The 20,761-nt window shown below is 66.1% G+C and carries 18 protein-coding genes; 4 read left to right on the forward strand and 14 right to left on the reverse strand.

The window, feature by feature from the left end; all coding sequences use genetic code 11:
- Positions 1-62: 62 nt before the first annotated feature.
- Genes A8G00_RS10625 through A8G00_RS10655 form a run of 7 tightly spaced genes read right to left on the reverse strand, consistent with a single transcriptional unit; the run spans position 63 to position 7,342 of the window.
- The gene (locus tag A8G00_RS10625; protein WP_103000633.1) at positions 63-1,079 is read right to left on the reverse strand and encodes an NADP-dependent oxidoreductase; all 1,017 of its coding nucleotides are present in this window, start codon (positions 1,077-1,079) and stop codon (positions 63-65) included.
- Positions 1,076-3,145 (reverse strand): 3-hydroxyacyl-CoA dehydrogenase NAD-binding domain-containing protein, encoded by a 2,070-nt coding sequence (locus A8G00_RS10630; protein WP_103000634.1) that lies wholly within the window; start codon positions 3,143-3,145, stop codon positions 1,076-1,078. Before A8G00_RS10630 ends, A8G00_RS10625 begins: the two co-directional genes overlap by 4 nt.
- A gap of 1 nt (position 3,146) precedes the next feature.
- A complete protein-coding gene (locus A8G00_RS10635) occupies positions 3,147-4,688 on the reverse strand; it encodes a class I adenylate-forming enzyme family protein (RefSeq protein ID WP_103000635.1) in 1,542 nt (513 codons plus the stop codon).
- Complete coding sequence (locus A8G00_RS10640) at positions 4,666-5,460, reverse strand: SDR family NAD(P)-dependent oxidoreductase (RefSeq protein ID WP_103000636.1); 795 nt, start codon at positions 5,458-5,460, stop codon at positions 4,666-4,668. Before A8G00_RS10640 ends, A8G00_RS10635 begins: the two co-directional genes overlap by 23 nt.
- Positions 5,453-5,791, reverse strand: coding sequence for an EthD family reductase (locus A8G00_RS10645; protein WP_103000637.1), 339 nt, complete (start codon positions 5,789-5,791; stop codon positions 5,453-5,455). Before A8G00_RS10645 ends, A8G00_RS10640 begins: the two co-directional genes overlap by 8 nt.
- Before the next feature lie 3 nt (positions 5,792-5,794).
- Positions 5,795-6,592, reverse strand: a complete 798-nt coding sequence (locus tag A8G00_RS10650; protein WP_013039003.1) for an enoyl-CoA hydratase/isomerase family protein — start codon at positions 6,590-6,592, stop codon at positions 5,795-5,797.
- Between the two features lie 42 nt (positions 6,593-6,634).
- Positions 6,635-7,342 (reverse strand): carboxymuconolactone decarboxylase family protein, encoded by a 708-nt coding sequence (locus A8G00_RS10655; RefSeq protein WP_103000638.1) that lies wholly within the window; start codon positions 7,340-7,342, stop codon positions 6,635-6,637.
- Positions 7,343-7,560: 218 nt separating this feature from the next.
- Between A8G00_RS10655 and A8G00_RS10660 the strand changes: the two genes are divergently transcribed.
- The 4 genes from A8G00_RS10660 to A8G00_RS10675 all read left to right on the forward strand — a co-directional run bounded on the left by A8G00_RS10660 (position 7,561) and on the right by A8G00_RS10675 (position 14,189).
- Positions 7,561-8,763, forward strand: a complete 1,203-nt coding sequence (locus A8G00_RS10660) for an acyl-CoA dehydrogenase family protein (RefSeq protein WP_103000657.1) — start codon at positions 7,561-7,563, stop codon at positions 8,761-8,763.
- On the forward strand, positions 8,760-9,842 hold the full coding sequence (locus A8G00_RS10665) for a phosphotransferase family protein (RefSeq protein ID WP_103000639.1): 1,083 nt from the start codon (positions 8,760-8,762) through the stop codon (positions 9,840-9,842). The genes A8G00_RS10660 and A8G00_RS10665 overlap by 4 nt, the downstream gene beginning before the upstream one ends.
- 69 nt (positions 9,843-9,911) lie before the next feature.
- Positions 9,912-12,788 (forward strand): TonB-dependent siderophore receptor, encoded by a 2,877-nt coding sequence (locus tag A8G00_RS10670; RefSeq protein WP_253257963.1) that lies wholly within the window; start codon positions 9,912-9,914, stop codon positions 12,786-12,788.
- Positions 12,789-12,890: 102 nt separating this feature from the next.
- Positions 12,891-14,189 (forward strand): MFS transporter, encoded by a 1,299-nt coding sequence (locus tag A8G00_RS10675; protein WP_025547916.1) that lies wholly within the window; start codon positions 12,891-12,893, stop codon positions 14,187-14,189.
- A 3-nt stretch (positions 14,190-14,192) separates the two neighbouring features.
- Here the strand turns inward: A8G00_RS10675 and A8G00_RS10680 are convergent, their stop codons facing one another.
- From A8G00_RS10680 to A8G00_RS10710, 7 genes are all read right to left on the reverse strand, one after another.
- A complete protein-coding gene (locus A8G00_RS10680) occupies positions 14,193-14,939 on the reverse strand; it encodes an SDR family oxidoreductase (protein WP_103000641.1) in 747 nt (248 codons plus the stop codon).
- 11 nt (positions 14,940-14,950) lie between these two features.
- A complete protein-coding gene (locus tag A8G00_RS10685; protein ID WP_103000642.1) occupies positions 14,951-15,949 on the reverse strand; it encodes an acyl-CoA dehydrogenase family protein in 999 nt (332 codons plus the stop codon).
- A gap of 3 nt (positions 15,950-15,952) precedes the next feature.
- Complete coding sequence (locus A8G00_RS10690) at positions 15,953-17,128, reverse strand: acetyl-CoA C-acetyltransferase (protein ID WP_103000643.1); 1,176 nt, start codon at positions 17,126-17,128, stop codon at positions 15,953-15,955.
- 18 nt (positions 17,129-17,146) lie between these two features.
- Positions 17,147-18,325 carry an acyl-CoA dehydrogenase family protein gene (locus tag A8G00_RS10695; RefSeq protein ID WP_103000644.1) on the reverse strand — a complete coding sequence of 393 codons (1,179 nt, stop codon included), beginning with the start codon at positions 18,323-18,325 and terminating at the stop codon, positions 17,147-17,149.
- A 4-nt stretch (positions 18,326-18,329) separates the two neighbouring features.
- Entirely contained in the window at positions 18,330-19,478 is a 1,149-nt protein-coding gene (locus A8G00_RS10700; RefSeq protein WP_103000645.1) for a thiolase family protein, read from the reverse strand.
- Positions 19,475-19,897, reverse strand: a complete 423-nt coding sequence (locus A8G00_RS10705) for a Zn-ribbon domain-containing OB-fold protein (RefSeq protein WP_103000646.1) — start codon at positions 19,895-19,897, stop codon at positions 19,475-19,477. The genes A8G00_RS10700 and A8G00_RS10705 overlap by 4 nt, the downstream gene beginning before the upstream one ends.
- Before the next feature lie 66 nt (positions 19,898-19,963).
- A complete protein-coding gene (locus tag A8G00_RS10710; RefSeq protein ID WP_061934979.1) occupies positions 19,964-20,761 on the reverse strand; it encodes a helix-turn-helix transcriptional regulator in 798 nt (265 codons plus the stop codon).

Genomic DNA, 20,761 nt, shown 5'->3' on the forward strand with positions numbered 1-20,761 from the left:
GGGTGGGTTCCGCCCACCCCGGATTTTCGAATGTGGCCATGTCTCTCGCGAAGCGCGAAGATCTAGATCCGGACTATCAGCGTTCCGGCGTTGCGCCCGTTGAAAATGTCGACAAAGGCGTCGGGTATGCGCTCGAACCCGTCCCGCACATCATAGCGATTGCGCAGCCGCCCTTCAGCTTCCCACTGTCGTATCGATGCGATCGCGGACGCATAATCGTCGGCATAGTCCCCGACGACAAAGCCCTGCATCCGAATCCGTCCATAGACCAGCTTCATCATATCCCGGGGGCCGGCGGCCGGGCTATTCGAATCATAGGCAGCCAACTGTCCGCAAAGCACGATGCGGCCATGGGGCGCCATCCGGTCGACGGCGGCCTGCAATATGTCCCCGCCCACATTGTCGAAAAAGATGTTGATGCCGTCGGGACTGGCCTCCTTCAAAGCCGCAGGAAGGTCGGCCGAGCGATAGTCGATCGCCACATCCGCACCGCCTTCTTCCTTCAGCCAACGACATTTGTCGGGACCGCCCGCCACCGCAATGACCCGGCAGCCCGCGATGCGGGCCATCTGGCACACCATCGCACCGACCGATCCCGCCGCACCGGACACGAGCACGGTCATGCCGGGTTTCGGCTCCCCCACCGCGAAGAGGCCGAAATAGGCGGTCAGGCTGTTGGGCGAGTACAGCGTCATCGCGTCGACCGGATCGATGCCGGTCTCTAGGGTGGTGACGGGCACGGCCGCCTTATCCGGCTGCAGGACGGCATAGTCCTGCCAGGGCGCCACAGCCGTAGCCCATTGCCCGGTTTCAAACCGTGCATGACGAGACGCCAATATTTCGACCGCCGCCATGCCCCGAACCGGGTCGCCGATGCCGATCGCGCCGCGATAGCTGCGTTCGGGCGGGTTCAGCCAGTTGCGGATCGTCGGCGCGCAGGAGATGATCCGGGTGCGGACGAGAATGTCGCCCTCCTCCAGCGCGGGCGCATCGAACGCCTCCTCCCGATAGGCGAAGTCGCTGGCGCGCACCGCGCCTTCGGGCCTGTGCGCAAGCACCCAGGAGCGGTTGAGGGTCACGACCCGTCGCCGAACCGCCGCCCCGTCTCTGCCAGCCGCACGAGCAACGGCGCGGGGCGGAAGGTTTCGCCATGCACCGCCGCCAGCCGGCGCATGTCCGCCACGATCCCGTCCAACCCGACCTGATCGGCCCAGAATAGCGGTCCGCCGCGATAGACTGGCCAGTTATAGCCCAGCACGGCGGCTATATCGATGTCGGAGGCGCGCAGCGCGATGCCTTCTTCCAGGATCTTCGCCCCTTCGTTGACGACCGGATAGAGCAGCCGCGCAAGCAGCGCCTCGTCGCCCGATGTGGGCGCATGGGCGACGCCTCGCGCCGCGGCCACCTCGCTTATCAGGCTGCCAGTCACGTCCGACGGACGCGAGCGCCGCTTCTCATCATAGTCATAATAACCCGCGCCGCGCTTCTGGCCCAGCCGTCCGGCGGCGACAAGATCGCCCATCACGGTGCGTTCCGTCGCGTTCCGGCCGATGACGTCCAGGCCCACCAGATCCATCATCTGGAAATGGCCCATGGCAAAGCCGTAGTCGACAAGCACGCGGTCGATCTCCGCGATCGGCGTGCCTTCCAGCATCATCGCTTCGGCCTGCGCGCCACGCGGAGCCAGCAGCCTGTTGGCGATGAAGCCGTCGCACACGCCGCTCAGCACCGCCACCTTGCCGATCCGCTTGGCCAGCCGCATCGCCGTGGCGACCACCGGCTTCGCCGTCTCCGCCCCTCGCACCACCTCCAGCAGGCGCATGACATTGGCCGGCGAGAAGAAGTGGAGGCCGATGACCCATTCGGGCCGGCTGGTCGCCGCCGCGATGCGATCAAGGTCGAGGAAAGAGGTATTGGACGCCAGGATCGCCCCCTGTCTGGCGATCCGGTCAAGCCGGGCGAAAATGTCCGTCTTGACGTCCATGCTCTCGTAGACGGCTTCGATGATGAGATCGGCGTCGGCGAGCGCGGCGAGGTCGAGGCTGGGCGAAATCAGGCCCATGCGCTGCTCCACCTGCGCCGCCGTCATCCTTCCCTTGGCGGCCGTAGCCTCATAGTTGCGGCGGATGGTGGCGATGCCGCGATCCAACGCCTCCTGGCTCGTCTCCACCAGCGTAACGGGGATGCCGGCATTCAGGAAGTTCATCGTGATGCCGCCGCCCATCGTGCCCGCGCCGATGACGCCCACCGATCGGATGTCGATCGCGGATATGTCGGGGCCGATGTCGGGAACGCGGGCCGCCTCCCGCTCCGCGAAGAAGACATGGCGCTGGGCGGCGGACTCCGGGCTGGCGACCAGCCGCTCGAACAGGGCGGTTTCCTTTGCCAGCCCCTCATCGAATGGAAGGGTCACTGCTGCCTCGACAGCCTCGATGATGGCGGCGGGCGCGACGAACCCCTTGAACCGGCGTGCGTTTGCGGCGGCAAAGGCGGTGAACAGCTCCGGGCGATCCCGGTCGCGCTGGAGCGCGTCGGCCCGATCGCATATTCGCGGCTTCGCACCGCCATCGGCCACGATGCGGCGCGCGAAGGCCAGCGCCTCGTCCTGCAAGGCCGCATCATCGACCACGGCGTCGACCAGCTCGAGCGAAAGAGCTTCGGCAGCCTTGATCTGCCGCCCGGACGTGATGATTTCGAGCGCCGCCTCCGCACCGACGATCCGGGGCAGGCGCTGGGTGCCGCCCGCGCCGGGAAGCAGGCCCAGATGCACCTCCGGCAGGCCGACCTTCGCGCTCCGCGCCGCCACCCGATAGTGGCAGGAGAGCGCCAGTTCGAACCCGCCCCCAAGCGCCGTGCCATGAATGGCGGCGATGACGGGCTTGGGCGCGTCGTCCAGCATGGCGCAAAGGTCGGGCAAGGATGGCGACTGCCAGGGCTGGCCGAATTCGGTGATGTCCGCGCCGGCGATGAAGGTCCGTCCGGCGCAGAGCAACAGGATGGCGCCAACCGCCCCATCGCTGAACGCCTGCTCCAGTTTGACCTGCAATCCCTGACGGAGGGACGCCGAGAGCGCGTTGACCGGCGGATTGTCGAGCGTGATCAGGGCGACGCCGTCGGTGACGACGCTGGTTGCGGTCTGCTTCATGTCATGCGTCCTGTCTGGTGGGCGGCGCCGCGCGCCTGCGGGCGACCTCCTCCACGGCGATGGCGGCCATCGCCTTCTTGTCGAGCTTGCCGGTGGCGGTGACGGCCATCGCCTCGACCAGCACCAGATGCTCTGGCCATTTCTTGCGGGACAGGCCCTGCTGGGAGAGGTGGTCGAGCAGGGCGGACAGGTCGATGCTCCCATCGTCCGTGCGCAGCCGGCAGACGGCGCAGGCCTGTTCGCCCAGCTTGCGTTCGGGCACCGCGACGACCGCCACCTCCGCGACGGCGGGATGGCGCAGCAGGGCTGCCTCCACCTCGGCCGGGTCGATGTTGAATCCGCCGCGAATGATCTGGTCCTTGATGCGGCCGACCACGCGCACGAAGCCGTCCTGATCGCGGACGATCTCGTCGCCGGTCAGGTAGAAGCCGTCGGGCGTCATGCGCTCCTGCCCCGCCCCCATGCCCTGCGCATAGCCCAGGAACAGCGACGGGCCGCGCACGCCTGCCTGCCCCCGGCTGCCGCGCGGCAGGGGACGCAGATCGGCGTCGAACGCCTCCTCCTGCGTGCCGGGAAAGGGGATGCCGTCGAACAGCTGACGACGCTCCAGCGAATGGGACGGATGGGTGGAGGCATGGCCCATGCATTCGGACATGCCGAACATGCGCAGCGCCTTGAGGCCGAGCAGCCGGTCGGCGTCCTCGATCAGTTCCGGCGTCATCGCGCTGCCGCCCACCGCCATGGCGCGAAGCGGCAGGCGGCCGGTCCATTCGCCAAGCCGCGCCGCCTCCACCATCGTGAAAAGATGCGTCGGCACCGCGATCGCCCAGCCGCATCCATAGCGTTCGGCCCGCCGCAGCGCTTCGGCCGGCACCCAAGGGTCGACCAGCACCAGCGGATGCCCCAATGACAGCGCGAAATGCGCCGTGAAGGTGAAGCCGGGCGCACTGTCGAGTGGGACGATGCCCAGGATCGCGTCATCCGGTTGCAGACCCGCAATGGCCGCGCAGGCGCGGGTCGCATAGTTCAGGGCTTCGGGGCCATGCATCACCCCCTTGGGCACGCCAGTGCTGCCGGAGGTGAAGCCGATGAGCGCGGTATCGCGATCGCGCGGATCGACCGACCGTTCGCCGGCGGCTGCGGCCACCTCGGGCAGGGCGCTGCCGGCGCCGCTCACCTTGGCGGCATGGCCGAGCAAGGATTCGAGCGAGGCAAGGTCGCCCGCTCCGAGCTTTGGCGATACGGGGCAGAAGGTCGCCTGCAGCGATGATATGGCAAGCGCCGTCGCGATCGTCGCAGGGCTTTTATGCGCGGTGACGAGGACGCGGTCGCCCGGCTCGACCCCTACCGCCTTCAGCAGAGCCGCGATCTCCACCGCCTGCCCTCGCAGCTCTTCCCGGCTCCACAGGCGATCATCGCAATCCGCCAGGGCAAGCGCGTCCGGTTCGGCGTCGGCAAGGCGGGCGAATTGCGGCCAGAGCCGCTCGGCGTCCCATTCGAACGCCGGATGGCTTTGCTCTTCAGGCAAGGGATTGCCCTCCATCGACCAGGAAGGTCTGACCGGTGATGAAACTGCCTGCGTCCGACGCCAGCAGGGCGAGCGTGCCTGCCACTTCGTCCGGGCGGCCGAAGCGGCGCATCAATATGCCTGCCCGCGTCTTTTCCTGAATGGCGGGATCGAGCGTTTCGGTCATCCCCGTCTCGATCGATCCGGGCGCGATGGCGTTGACGCGGATATTGTGCCCGGCCCATTGGGCGGCGAGATCGCTGGTCAGGTGAACGATCGCCGCCTTGCTGGTGGTATAGGGAACGACCTGCCCGGCGTCCGGCTGATAGGACAGGAATGCGCCCACCGACGCGATATTGACGATGGCGCCGCCGCCCGCCGCGATCATGTGGCGCGCGGCGTGGCGGCAGGCGAGGAAGGTGCCGGTCACATTGACGTCCATCACCTTTTGCCACCCCTTGAGCGGGATGTCCTGCGGCAGACCCCACCAGGAGGCGCCTGCATTGTTGATGAGGATGTCGAGCCCGCCCAGCCGGTCGACCGTTCCCGCAACCGCCGTCTCCACCGACGCCTCGTCGGCGATGTCGCAGGAAAGGCCGACAGCCGGAACCCGGAACCGCTCGGCTATGCCGGCGGCCAGATCGGCGCAGTCGGCCTCCGTGCGGGACGCAAGGGCGACGGCGCAGCCGAGGTCCGCCAGCGTCGCCGCCATGGCTTCTGCCAGCGCGCCGCGTCCGCCGGTGATGAGCGCGCGCTTTCCGTCCAGACGGAATTGAGCAGCGGTGAAACCGGGGTTCCAGTCAGCCATGATTGTCTCCGGCAAGCAGGTCGACCTCATCGGTGATGAGGATGATACGGCGACCGCCCATGCCCTTTGTCTGGGCGGTCGCCGCCTTCCATTCGGGCGAGGCGAAGGCGGCGTCGAGCGCCGCCTGATCGGCGAAGGTCAGCACGGCGTGGCCGTCCCAGCCCGGCGCTTCCGGATTATCATAATCCTTCGTCACCGCGCCGTGCCGATAGGCTATCAGCCCCGGCAGGACCCTGGCGGCGTCGGCATGCGGCCCGCGCCACCAGCTGGTGAACTGCTCATGCGTCCAGTCCTGCGGCCGGCTGGCCAGGACGACCATGCTGACCGCCATGGCTTACTTGCCCGTCCAGACCGGCTGGCGCTTTTCGAGGAACGCCGCGACGCCTTCCTTCGCATCGGCGGAGTGATGCACCACGTTGCAGGTCATCGTTTCCAGCGTGATGAGCGAGTTGGTGTCGGCGTCCATGCCGCGATTGACCGCCATCTTGGTCATCCACATGCAGAAGGGGCTCTTGTCGATCAGCGGCGCGCAGAAATCCTGGATCAACTGCTCGAGCTGATCGCTGGGCGCCGAGGCGTTGCACAGGCCCCATTCGACGCATTCCTTGCCGGACAAGAGCTTGCCGGTCAGCATCAGTTCCTTCGACTTGCGCATGCCGATATAGCGGGGCAGGCGATAGATCGGGCCGGCACCGCCGAACAAGGCGCGGCGGATGTGGAAGTCGCCGATCTTGGCGTCGTCGGCGGCAATGCCGAAATCGCAGGAGATGAAGAGTTCGAACCCGCCGGCGACGGCATAGCCCTCGACGCAGGCGATGGTCGGCTTTTTCATGTTGTAGATCTTGTCATAGGTGCGCGCGGAGTCGATCGCGAGCTGAAGCGAGGTGCTGGTCTCGTGCAGCACCGGACCCACCAGTTGTCCGAGATCCGCACCGGCGCAGAAGGTGTGGCCGCGACCGCGGAACACGACGGCCAGCACCGAATCGTCCTCGGCCGCCTTGTCCACCGCCACCTCAAGGTCGCGCAGAAGCTGGGGGCTCACGCAATTCTTCACATGGGGACGGTTGAGCCAGATCGTGCAGATGCCGTTGTCGGCCACTTCATATTGGATGACGTCCTTTTCCGGTTCCATGTAACTCTCTCCTTGGCAAAGATGTGAAAAGATCGGTCGTTTTCAGCGGGCGATGCCGCCTTCTTCGGGCGGGGCAAGCATGCCGCCCACGGCCATCCAGGCGGCGATCCCCGCCGACGGAATGGCGCAGAGCACCGCTTCGGCAATTTCCTCGTCGCTCGCGCCTGCATTGCGCGCGCCGCGCACATGGGTCGCGGCCATGGGGCTGTATCCCGCCGCCAATATGGCGAGCAGAAGCAGTTCGCCATATTTGGCGGATAGCGGATTGGCGTCGATGCTGCCTCGCCGCATGAGGTAGTAGGCGTCAGCGGCCTGGGGCACGAGGCGCATCAACGCGCCGAGCGGCGCGGGGATGCTCCCCGCCCAATAAGCCCGGAAATTGGCCTCCGCCTCTCCCTCCGCCGCCATGGGCAGGGGTTGCGGCTCCGGCGCCTGGGCGTCGCCAAAACTGCCCTCGATAATCTGCGCGAAATCGAGCGCCGCCGCCTCGCCGCGAAGGCTGGACAGCACGATAAGGCCTGCGGTCGCCTCTTTCGAGGTCAGGCCAAGCTTCACGCCGCGTTCCAGTTCCCGGCGCGCAAGGGTCAGATGGCGGCGATCGACGGCAGCCACCGCCGCGAACAGCGCTTTCAGGCGAGCCGGCACCGCGCCGTCCGACTCGATCACGGATCGGAAAATATCATATCCTGCAAGCGTGTACGGCGCATAGCCCTGCAACAGGGCGACATCCATGATTGGGCTATTCGTCATCGCTTGCTCTCCTGCGGTCCAGATGATCGACCGACTGGTCGGGCGTCAACCAAAAATTTCTTCCCTGACCAGTTTGACAGCCGACCAGTCGGTCGACTAGTTATCACTCGACCGATCGGTCGGGTGAGTATTAGAACGGAAGCAGGCCGGCTCGAATCCGGCGGCGTAATTGGAGCGGATGCGTGGATTTCGAACAGTCGGCCAAATCCAGGGAATGGATGGAGCGCGTAAGGGCGTTCATGGAAGAGCACATCGTTCCTGCCGTTCCGGTCTATCACAGGCAGTCCGCCGCGATCGATCGCTGGACCGAAATCCCGCCGGTGTTCGACGAACTCAAGGACAAAGCGCGGGAGGCGGGGCTGTGGAACATCTTCATGCCGCCATCTGAGCATGACGATGAATTTTTCACCAGCGTGGGCCTCACCAATGTCGAATATGCGCCGATCGCCGAACTAATGGGCCGGATTTCCTTCGCCAGCGAGGTGTTCAACTGCATGGCGCCGGACACCGGCAATTTCGAGGTGCTGCATCGCTATGGCACGGCCGAGCAGAAGCAGCGCTTCATGGTGCCGCTGCGCGACGGCAAGACCCGGTCCGCCTTCCTGATGACCGAACCGGCCGTCGCTTCATCCGACGCGCGGAACATCCAGACCGACATTCGCCGCGACGGAAGCGACTATGTCATCAACGGCCGGAAATGGTGGTCGTCGGGAGCGGGCCATCCGCGCTGCGACTTCTTCATCGTCATGGGCAAGACCGACCCGGATGCCGCGCCCTACCGGCAGCAATCGATGATCCTGGTGCCGCGCGACACGCCGGGCGTGACGCTTGTGCGGCACCTCCCCGTCTTCGGTTACGATCATGCGCCGCATGGCCATTTCGAGGTGGCGCTGGAGAATGTGCGCGTGCCGGCGGAGAATATGCTGCTGGGCGAAGGCTGCGGCTTCGAGATCGCGCAGGGCCGCCTTGGTCCCGGGCGCATCCACCACACGATGCGCAACATCGCGACGATGGAAGTCGCGCTGGAAAAGATGTGCCGGCGCATCCTTTCGCGACGGGCCTTCGGCAAGGTCATCGCCGAACATTCGGTCTGGGAGGAACGGATCGCCCGCGCCCGTTGCGAGATCGAGATGGCGCGCCTGCTGTGCCTGAAGGCCGCGCATATGATGGACACGGTCGGCAACAAGGCCGCCCGCGCCGAAATCGCGATGATCAAGATCGCCGCGCCGAAAATGGCGCAGCAGATCGTCGACGACGCGATCCAGGCGCATGGCGGCGGCGGCGTCAGCGACGATTTCGGCCTGGCGGAGCTTTGGGCGAACACCCGCATCGTGCGGCTGACCGATGGGCCCGACGAGGTTCATGAACGCCAGCTCGCCCGGATGGAACTCGCCAAATATGCGGAAGGCGCAGCGTCGTGAGCGCCGCGCAGCCTGCCGCGACGATCGGCTCGACGGTCGATGTCGCCGTCAACAGTGCGTTCGACGAAGCCCGACTTGCCGCTTATCTGACGGGCCGGATCGGGGATTTTTCCGGACCCATGCGCGTCCAGCGGTTCGAGGGCGGACAGTCCAACCCGACCTTCCTTCTGTCGACGCAGGACCAAAGCTATGTCCTGCGGCGCAAGCCGGCGGGCGTTTTGCTGAAATCCGCCCATGCGGTGGATCGCGAATATCGCATCACCATGGCCCTGCACGAAGCCGGCCTGCCCGTCGCCGAACCGCTGCTGCTTTGCGAGGACGAGGATGTCATCGGCAGCATCTTCTATGTGATGCGCTACGTTCCGGGACGCAGCTTCTGGGACCCGCTCATGCCGGGCTTAGACCGTCCGGAGCGCGCCGCGATCTATGACTCCGCCAATGAAACGCTTGCCCGCCTGCATCTGGTCGACTTCGCGGCGCTCGGGCTCTCCGACTATGGCAAGCCGGGCAATTATTTCGCGCGGCAGATTTCCCGCTGGTCGCGGCAATATGATGCGTCGCGCACCCGCGACATCCCGGAGATGGACCGGCTGATAGACTGGCTGCCCGGCGCGATCCCGCCCACGGAAGAGCGCACCACGATCATCCATGGCGACTATTCCTTCCACAACCTGCTGGTCCATCCGACCGAGCCGCGCGTATCCGCCGTCATAGACTGGGAGTTGTCGACCCTGGGCGATCCGCTCGGCGACCTCACCTACCATATGATGGAGTGGTTCAGGCCGGAGGGCGTGGACGTGCGCGGAACCCTGCGCGGCGCCGATCTTGCCGCGCTCGGCATTCCCACGGCCGAAGATTATGCCCGCCGCTATTGCGAGCGGACCGGCCTTCGCGGCGATCCCACGCATCCCTTCTACCGCGCCTTCAACCTGTTCCGGGTGGCCGCCATTCTGCAGGGCATCGCCGGCCGGGCGCGCGACGGCGTGCAGACCGCAAGCAATGCCGCCGACATCGTCACACGGATCGAACCACTCGCCAAGGCCGCCTGGCTGGCGGCGCGGGAGGCCGGCGCAGTCTGATCTTCTGACAGGATGAAACGAGATTTCAGGGCGAAAGACAAAATGGCCCTAATCAGAGGGAGAGAGATGATGACAAGGTTCAAGATTGGCCGATTGGCGCTCCTTTCGGGATGCGCGTTTGCCGGGATCATCGTGCCGGCCCATGCGCAAACGGCGACGACCGAACCACAGTCGGCGGAGGATGCCGCCGCGCCTTCCACGCGAGACATCATCGTTACCGGAACGCGCGTCGTGCGCGACGGCTACAACCAGCCAACGCCCGTCACCGTCGCGCCCACCACGGAACTGGAGAAGGCGACCCCCACCAACCTCGCCGATGCGATCAACAAGCTGCCGCAATTCGCCAACTCGGTCAGCCCGCAGTCGAACAGCCAGTTGCAGGGCAATAGCGGCGAGCATGGCAATCTGCTCAACCTGCGCGGCGTCGGTCCGACGCGGGCGCTGATCCTGCTCGACGGCATCCGCGTGCCGCCCACCACCTTCCGGGGCGCGGTGGACGTCAACACGATTCCGCAACTGCTGATCCAGCGCGTCGACGTCGTGACCGGCGGCGCATCGGCGGTCTACGGCTCCGACGCCGTCAGCGGCGCGGTCAACTTCGTCCTCGACAAGAAGTTCGAGGGGGTGAAGGGCGTCACGCAGCGCGGCGTATCGACCCGCGGCGACCTCGGCAACTATCGCATCGGCATTGCGGGGGGCCTCAGCTTTGCGGGCGATCGCGGCCATATCCTCGCCTCGGTCGAGCGTTTTCACAGCGATGGCATCAAGCGCAGCGCGCGCATCTATGGTGACGACGCCTATGCGGCCGTGGGTTCGGTCCCCGGGTCGACCGCCGCACCGGGCCGCGAGGCAAACCCGTTCATCTTCCTGCCGAACCTGCGTTTCACGACGAACGACTATAATAACGGCATCATCCTGACGAGCACCGTGCCCTCGCTCACCAATAACATCTTCCTGCCGGGCGGCGCGGTGCGGCCCATCCAGCGCGGCACCGCCACTGGTACGCCGGGCACCAATGTGGGCGGCGACGGCCTTTATATTCCCGGCTTCAACCAGTTGATCGCGCCGCTGACGACGACACAGGGCTTTGGCCGCCTGGCCTACGACCTGACGGACGGGCTGACGGCGCATGTCCAGGGCAGCTACTCGCGCAGCGTCACCAGCTACGATACGCAGGCCCAGTCCGTACTCGGCTTCCGCTTCTTCAGCGGCAACGCCTTCCTGAACCCGGCGGTCCAGGCGCAAATGGGGCCGAATGACAGCTTCACCGTCTTCCGCTTCATCGGTGAGCAGGGGCCGATCCCGACGCGGGAGGCGACCAATGCCTATCTCATCAACGGCGGCCTTGAATGGAACCTTGGCGGATGGAACGTCACCGCCGACTACACCCATGGCAAGTCCGTCACCAAATTCGCCCAGACGCAGGTCGAGATCCCCAAGCTGGCAGCGGCGCTGGACGCGGTTCGCGGTCCGAACAATTCGATCGTCTGCCGCGTCACGCTGACCAATCCCGGCCTCTATCCGGGGTGCACGCCGCTCAATGTCTTCGGCGCGGGAACGCCCACGTCCGCCGATCTGCAAACCGTCCTTGGCGTATCCCGTTACCGCGCCATGAACACGACCGACGACTTCGTCCTGTCGGCGCGCGGGGATCTTTTCGAGCTTCCGGCAGGCCCGGTCACGGTCGCCATCGGCGGGCAATATCGCAAGCAGAAGCTGGACCTGACGTCCAATTCCGATCCCGCCGTGCCGGTGGACTTCACCGGGCTGCGGGGCATTCCGGCCAATCGCATGACCCGCTTCAACAACACCAATGTCGGCTCGGCCTTCGGCAAGCTGAACGTGAAGGAAGTGTTTGCCGAAGCGCAGGTTCCGGTATTCAAGGGCCAACCCTTCGCCGAGGAGCTGAGCCTCAACGGCGCTTTCCGCCTGACCGACTACAGCACCAGCGGAAGCGTCAAGACCTGGAAGGTCGGGGCGGTCTACAAGCCGATCCAGGACGTGATGTTCCGCGTCACGCGCTCGCGCGATATTCGCGCGCCCTCGCTGTTCGAACTGTTCGCGGGCGTTCAGACCGCGCCGGTGAACTTCAACGACCCTCACACCGGCCAGCCGGGTTCGATCCGTCAATTCAGCGGCGGCAACCCCGACCTCGATCCCGAAACCGGCGACACGTTCGCGGCGGGCGTGGTCCTCAGCCCCAGTTTCCTGCCCGGCTTCGACGTTTCGGTCGATTATTACGACCTCAAGATCAAGGGCGCCATCGCCACGCAAGGGCTGAACGATGTGGTCAACGAATGTGAAACGTCGAACGGCACGTCGCCGACCTGCGCCCTTATCGAAAGGCCGCTGCCGTTCAGCGACCGGTCGGCCGCCAACTATCCGATCTCAGTGAGCCTCATCACGCAGAATATCAGCTTCCTGCGCACCAGCGGCCTCGACATCACCATGTCGTACCGGACCAAGCTGGGCGATGGCGAACTCACCCTGCGCGCCTTCGCCAACTATCTGGACCGGTACAAGACGCAGACCAATTCCATCGCGCCGGTGATCGATTATGCCGGCCATGGCGTCAACAGCCAGACCGGCTATGCCTATCCCAAGTTCAGGGGCACGCTCAGCGCCAATTACACCAATGGGGGCCTCACCCTGTTCGTGCAGGAATCTATGATCGGCAAGGTGACCATCGGCAACCTCAAGAACGATCCGACGTCCTTTTATGCGGTCCCGGCGATCAAGCCGGTCTTCTACACCGACGCCACGGCATCCTATAAGTTCGACGTGCGCGGGGAGCCGGAACTGTTCGTGACGGCCACGAACCTGTTCGACCGCAAGCCGCCGCTGGTCGCCGCAGCCGCCGCGCCGGGCCTTCTCTATCCGACCCTGTTCACGCTCTACAACGTCGCCGGGCGCACGCTCACGGCGGGGGTCCGTTTCAAGTTCTGATGGATTGCCGAACGGACTGCCCGCAAGGGAAGTTCGATAGTCCGGGGAGGCTCGCCCAAAGCGGCCTCCCTTCAATCCCGGAGCCATTCAAGAGGTAAACGCATGAACAGCCCTCCCATCGGACTCACCGCTCCGCCGACGACCTCCGCCGCCGGGTTGCGCCGTACGATGCTGGTCATGCTGGGCCTGGTTTCGATGTTCAACTATATCGATCGCACGGTCCTGTCGGTGCTTCAGGAACCGATCAAGCGCGAACTGGGGCTAAGCGACGGCCAGCTCGGACTGCTGACCGGCCTTGCCTTCGCGCTGTTCTACGCGACGCTGTCCCTTCCGATCGCGCGTCTGGCGGATCGCTTCAATCGCCGCAACATCATCGCCGCCTCGCTCGCCACCTGGAGCGGCATGACGGCGCTATCGGGCCTGGCGACCGGTTTTGGCTCTCTGGTCGCATTCCGCATCGGCGTCGCGCTGGGAGAAGCGGGTTCCGTGCCGGCTTCCCATTCCATCATCGCCGATTACTACCCGCCCGAAAAACGGGTGACGGCGCTTGCCCTGTGGGGACTGGCGCTCCCGGCCGGGATCATGCTCGGCTATGCGTCGGGCGGCTGGATCGCCTCGGCGCTGGGATGGCGTCTTGCCTTCGGGGTGATCGGCGTCGCGGGGCTGGCGCTGGCGCCGATCGTCCTGCTGCTCGTGCGGGAGCCTGCGCGGACGGGGTCAGGCCCTTCGATCCGAACGGAAAAAGCGCCGCCCCTCGGTGAAGCCATGCGCTTCCTGTGGCGGTTGCGGACCTATCGTTACATGCTGATCGGAACGACCCTTCACGCCTTCGCCCAATATGCGATGATGAGCTGGTCCGCGCCCTTCTACATGCGCGTCCACCACATGCCGCTTGCCGACGTCGCCTCCTGGCTGGCGCTGATGAACGGGCTGGGCGGCGGCATCGGCATCTATCTGGGCGGCCGCCTGTCGGATGCGGCGGGATCGCGCGATCCGGCGGGCCGCGTCTGGGTGAGCGCCGCCGCGATGCTCCTGATGGTGCCCGCCGCGCTGGTCCAGTTCCTGATTCCTTCGCTGACCGCGTCGCTGGCGTTCGGCTTTATCGCGACCATGCTGATGTTCTTCTATTATGGCCCGATCATAGGCGTCCCACAGTCCGTCGTTCCGCCGCGCATCCGGGCACTTACGTCGGCCGTGACCCTGCTGGTCTTCAATCTGTTCGGACTCGGTCTGGGGCCGGCGGTGACGGGGTTCCTCAGCGATTATCTGGCGGCGGCGGATGGGATGCACGACACATCGCTGCGTTACGCGCTTTCGGCTGTGGTGCTGTTCTCGCTCGCGGGCGCCGGCAGCATCGCCTGGGCATCCCGCTTCTACGCGGACGATCTCAAACGGCAGTGAGTCTCACGCCACCGTCCGGCCATTGTCGATCACGATTTCCGCCCCGTTCAGCCGGGCGGACTCGTCCGACACCAGGAACAGGACCAGGTCGGCGACATGCTCCGGCTGCCCCTCATGCCTTTGGGCGGCTTCGCGCAATCCGGGCGCGGCGAAGCGATAGGCCTCGCGAACCATCTGCGTATCGTGCGAGCCGGGGAGAACCACATTGGCGCGAACCGGATAGTCCTGCTGCTGGCAATGCACGATCAGGCTGCGCGTCATGGAGAGTACGGCGCCCTTGGCCGCGCTATAGGCGAACACCGCCGGATTGCCCCGGATCGCGGCCACGGACGTGATGTTGACGATCGATCCCGCCCCGCTGGCCGCCAGCGCCGGCAGGCAGGTCTTGCATCCCAGAAACGTCCCTTCCGCCGAAACGGCCATCACGCGGCGGAATGCCTGCAGCGAAGACTGCTCGACCGTTTCGAAGGCGGCAATGCCCGCATTGTTGACCAGCGCATCGAGCCGGCCATAGGCCTGCATGATCTTCGTCAACGCGGCCTGCCATTGCGCTTCGCTGGTCACGTCCAGGCGGAGCGCCATCGCTGCCGGAAGCGTCTCGACGACCCGTTGCGCCTCCGCCTCGTCGACATCGGCGACGACCACCCGCGCGCCCTCGCGCGCCAGCGCTTCGGCGTCGGCCTTGCCCAGCCCCTGCGCCGCGCCGGTCACGAGGACGACCTTCCCCTCAACCCTGCCCTTCTTCGCCATGGCCGATCCCTTCAGGCCGCCAGGGCGGCACGGGCGGCGGTTCCACCGCCATGGAGGCGCGACAGCAGCAGCACGCGCCGCAGCCCACGCCCGACCGCAAGTTCATCGGTCACACCCATGCCGCCATGCAACTGCACCGCCTCCTCCGCGAGTTTCAGGGCAGCGTCGCCAATATAGGCCCTTGCTGCCGTCACGGCCCGGACCCGTTCTTCCTCCTCGACCAGGGCCGATTTCAAAAGCAAAGATCGGGATTGCTCCAGCCAGGTGTACATCCGGGCGCAGCGATGCTGCACGACCTGAAAGCTCGCGATCGGCTTGCCGAACTGGTGGCGCTGCCCGACATAATCGACGGTCAGGTCAAGCAAGGTCGCCATCGCGCCGACCAGTTCGGCGACGATCGACAGGCCGGCCAGGGCTTGAGCCTCTGCCCACGCGCTCCCCGGAACCGTGAGCGGCACGGCATGCACCGCATCGAATCGCACATGGGCTGCCATGCTGCCGTCGACCAGACGAACCGGCATCCTGCGAACGCCGCTGTCCTGCCCATTGATCAGCAGAAGCGCGCCCGCTTCCGTCTCCACGACAAAGGCGTCGGCATCCATGCCGTCCCGGACGATGCCCGCCGATCCGCAGAGCCTGCCGTCCGCCATCGCACCTCCCGGCGCAAATGCGAGCAGAGCCTCCCCTTGCATCAGCCTGTCGCCCCAGCGCCGGGCCACAGGATCACCAGCGATTGCCCGGCCGCAGAGCAGAACGGCTTCGGCCAGCGGCGTGATCGCAAGGGCGCGCCCCATCTCTTCGGAGACGATCATCACCTCCACCGCGCCGCCGCCCAGGCCGCCTGCCTGCTCCGGCGCCAGCAGGGCGAAAAGACCGAGTTCCCCCAATGCGCGCCAGTCGTCGGGAGACATCGGCCCTTTCGCCATGGTCGTCGCGTCATAGCGGTCAGCCAGAAAGCGGCGGACCATGTCGCGGACCATCGCCTGCTCATCGCTGAGCGCGAGGTTCATGGCTCAGAGCACCTCGATGATCGAGGCGTTGGCGATGCCGCCGCCTTCGCACATGGTCTGGAGACCATAGCGCTGGCCCCGCGCCTTGAGCGCATGGATCAGCGTCGCCATCAGCTTCGTGCCGGTCGCGCCGAGCGGATGGCCAAGCGCAATCGCGCCCCCGTTGACGTTCAACCTCGCCGGGTCCGCGTCGAGCGCCTTCATCCATGCCATGGGGATCGACGCGAAGGCCTCATTTACTTCGAAAAGGTCGATGTCCTTCATCGTCATGCCGGCCCGGTCGAGCACCCGCCGCGTCGCCGGGATCGGCTCTTCCAGCATGATGACCGGATCGCCTGCCGTGACCGCCAGATTGACGATGCGGGCGATGGGCGTCAGGCCATGCGCCTTGACGGCCGCTTCGGACGCGACGAGCACGCCGCTCGCGCCGTCGCAGATCTGGCTCGCGGTCGCCGCCGAAAGCGTGCCGCCCTCGCCCAGCAGCTTGACCGAACCGATCGACTCCATCGACGCATCGGCCCGGACCCCTTCGTCGCGGTCGTGGATCGCCTGCTCCCCTTCCGCCGTGACGATGGGCACCGGCACGATCTCCCTGTCAAAGGCGCCCGCATCCATGGCCGCCGCCGCCTTCCGGTGGCTGGCGAGCGCGAACCGGTCATGATCGTCGCGGGTGAAGCCATATTTGTCGGCGATCATCTGCGCGCCCTGAAACTGGCTGAACATCTCCACGCCATAGCGCTTCTGGATCGCCTCGGAGAAGGGGTTGGCGCCGATGCCGCTCGCCTTGGCCAGCGTAATGGGGGAGCCCATCGGCACCCGCGTCATGCTTTCGACGCCCCCTGCGATCACGATGTCCTGAAGGCCCGACATGACCGCCTGCGCCGCGAAATGCACCGCCTGCTGGGACGAGCCGCACTGCCGGTCGATCGTCACCGCCGGCACGCTGTCGGGCAGGCTGGAGGCGAGCACGATGTTGCGGCCGAAGGCGAAGGTCTGCTCGCCCACCTGGCTGACGCAGCCGATGATCACATCGTCGATCGCGGCGGGATCGACACCGGCGTCGGTGACCAGCGCGTCCAGCACCAGAGCACCGAGATCGGCGGGGTGCCACCCGGCAAGCCGGCCATTGCGGCGGCCACCGGCGGTGCGGCGGGCGGAAACGATATAGGCTTCAGGCATGATGCATCCTTCTTGTGTCTAGAGGCCGAGTGCGGCCTTCGCGATGAGTGTGAGCTGTATTTCGCTGGTGCCGCCGAAGATCGACCAGGCGCGGGCGTTGAGGTAGCGGGCCGCCGCGACCTGCGCTTGCGCCGAACCGACCGGAGCGGGCATGGCGTCGCCGTAGAAGGGGCGTTCGACCGGCAGTTGAAGACCGGCGAGGCCGAAGGCGTCCACCGCCAGCGCCTCAACGCCCTGCCGGATTTCGGACGCCAGCAGCTTGGTGGTCAGGCTGCGCGGGTCTGGCGCGGCGCCATGCTCGATCTCGATCAGCGTCCGAAGCTCTGTCATCTCCAGCGCTTCCGCCTCCAGTTGGAGCCGGAGAGCGCGATCCGCCAGTTCGCCGGTCAGCGGCCCTGTCGATGTCCGCAACCGGGCAAGATCGGCCAGGATCGCCGGAGCGAAGCTGGACCCGCCCCGCTCATTCTCCAGCAGGAACTTGGCGATCGACCAGCCTTGCCCCTCGTCTCCGACACGGTCCGAGACCGGCACCCGTACTTCATCGAGGAAGACCTCGTTCAGTTCGTGATCGCCCGATGCGCTGAGGATCGGTTTGACCGTCACGCCGGGCAGCGCCATGTCGATCAGCAGGAAGCTGATGCCCTGCTGCGGCTTCACGTCCGCGTCGGTCCGGACGAGGGCGAACAGCCGGTTTGCGTATTGCGCCTGCGTGGTCCAGATCTTGTGGCCCGACACGACATAATGGTCGCCGTCGCGCACGGCGCGGGTGCGCAGGCTTGCAAGGTCGGAGCCGGAGCCGGGTTCCGAAAACCCCTGCGCCCATATATGCTCGCCCGTGCGCAGGCGCGGGAGATAATGATCCTTCTGCGCCGGGGTGCCATAGGTGTACAGCACCGGCCCCACCAGCTTCAGGCCCATGCCGGGAAGGACAGGAGCGCCTGCCTCCGCACATTCCTTCTCGAAAATCCAGCGCTGGACCGGCGTCCATCCGGGTCCGCCCGCATGGTCCGGCCAGTGATAGACGAGCCATCCCTTCGCTTCCAATATCGCCTGCCATTCGCGTGCGATGTCGGGTTCGGCGAAGACACCGGATGTCAGCGCGGCCCCGCGCCGAAGCGCGGGCGAAAGCGACGCAGCGAGGAAAGCACGCACCTCCTCGCGGAACGCATGCTGCTCTTGGCTAAGCGCCAGGTCCATGGCGTCAGCGCTCCACGATGGCGACGGCGGAGACGCCCGGTGCGCCATAAACGTGGCTGTAACCGAGGCGCAGCCTGCCCGGCGCCTGTCGTGCGCCCGCCTGCCCGATCAACTGCACATAATTCTCATAGATCTGGCGAAGCCCCGATGCGCCGATCGGCTCCCCGCAGGCAAGGCACCCGCCATCTGTGTTGACCGGCAGGCTGCCGTCGATCCGCGTGCGGCCCTCAGCGATCCATGCGGCCTGCTCGCCATCGGCGCAAAAGCCATTCTCCGCCATGTGCATGATCTCGGCCCCCGCCTCCGTGTCCTGAAGCTGTGCTATGTCGATGTCCTCCGGACCAACGCCTGCCATCTCATAAGCCGCTTGGGACGCGACGCTGGTCGGTGAACCGCCACGCTCCAGATCGAGCGCTGGAGAGAAGACCTCGAACGAACCGGGGGGCCGGGTGCGGACCGCCGCGGCACGCAACCGCACCGCCGGCAGGCCAAGTTCGCGCGCTTTCCTGCCGCTCGCCAGCAGCAGCGCCACCGCGCCTTCGCCCGGCGAGCAGAACATGAATTTGGTGAGCGGGTCGCTGACCATCTGCGAATGGAGGATGGTGTCGATGTCCACGGCTTCGCGCCGCCAGGCATGATCGGCGAGAACGCCGTTGGCGAACGCCTTCTCGGCGACCGCACCCAGCATGTGCGGGGTGATGCCATGGAGGCTCATATAGCGCTGAATCTTCATGGCGAAGAATTGGGTGGTCAGCATCAGCCCCGTCTCGCCATACCAGTCCGGCAATCCCCAGTCCGCCGGCAGGGGCGAGAAGGAGCCGCGCGGGTGCTTGTCGAAACCTACCGCGAGGCCAAGATCGAACTCGCCGGACTTGATCGTGCTGTAGGCGCCGAACATGGCCGACCCACCGGTCGCGCATCCGTTGGCGACGTTGATGAAGGGAATGCTGGTAAGCCCCAGCTCCGACACCATCGTGTCGGCATTGCCGGCGGCATCCGATCCGCCGAAGGCGAACTGGATATCGCGCCATGCCAGCCCCGCCCGTTCGAGCGCCTGGCGGACGGCGAAGACGCCCTGCTGCAGGCCCGAAAGGCCAGGGGTGCGGCCGAAGGGATGAATGCCCGTGCCGATGATGAAGACGTCTTCGCTCATGCCCCAACCCCCTTGTCCGGCGCGAAGCCGAAGCTGGTGCGCAGCGTTCCGTCCGTCATCTCGAAAGGCAGCGGCACGACGCGCATCGCCATGCCAATTGCCAGATCATCGAACGCCACATCGACCAGACGCCCCTCGACGATCAGCGCTCCATCCAGATCGACATAGCCCACGGCATAGGGCTCGAACGCTTCCGGGCCGGCATAGGGCGGCGACTTGGGGCGGAAGCGCTGGACAGTCCACGACCAGAGCCGGCCTGTGCGCGGCAGCAGGACGCGCTCGTAGCGCGGGTCGTCTTCCGGTCGCGCCGGAAAGCACAGGCGATTGGTTGCCCGCTCTCTGGAGGCAAACAGCGCAATGCCTTCTGTATCGGGGCAGATGAGGCCGTCGGCTATCGGAACAGGCAGGGTGTCGGGCATCTCTTGTCTCCTTCCGAAGACATAGCGCCCGACCGTTCGGTCGGCTTCTGACCAATGCGACAGGGGTTAGTTTATCATGCCCAGAAAGCCGAGCTGCGCCGCCTTGAACATCGTCTGGTCGCGGTTGACCGCGTCCAGCTTCACGGATGCCGATCGGATGTGGAATCGCACCGTGGTGCGTTGCAGGCCCAGGATGATTCCGATTTCCTCGTTCGTCTTTCCGGCAGCCGCCCAGCGCAGGCATTCCACCTCGCGCTTGGTCAAGGATATGCTCCCCAACCCGGGCCGCGCCCGCGCCGTCACCTTGACATAGCTTTGGACAAAGGCCCGCGCGAGCACGGCCAGAGCGTCCGCGGCGCAGGCATAGGCATCGGACAGGTCATTGGCCTCCGGCTCGGGCGAGAGGAAACTGGCTGCGCCGATCTGCCCGAACGGCAGGTGGATCGGAACCACGATCGCGGCCGCCGTCATGGCCCGGATGCGGAAATCGTGCAGGTCGATCACGTCGAGCAGCGGGTTGGGCAGGCGGGTGAAAAAGCCATGCGCGTTGCACCAGAACGGCTCCGCCTCCACCCGGCAGGCGTGAACGATGGGCGAGGAAAGGGCAAGCTGGGGCACCTCCCACCAGCGCGACTCCTCACCGCGAAAACCAAAGACCTCGCTTGCCAGCACGGCGCCATTCCCGTCGCGCATCGGTTCGCGGGAGGCCACATTATGCGTGACCGCCGTGCGCAGCCCGCAAAGGTCCATCACCGCATCGCGCAGCCGCTCCGCCGCCGGTCCTATGCCCCCCGGCTCCGAAAAGCGGACCGCGTCGATCAGGGCGGCGGACGGCATCGTGCAGGAGTGGCCGGCAGCGGACAT

This window comes from Sphingobium sp. SA916, assembly GCF_002894065.1.
Taxonomy (GTDB): Bacteria; Pseudomonadota; Alphaproteobacteria; order Sphingomonadales; family Sphingomonadaceae; genus Sphingobium; species Sphingobium fuliginis.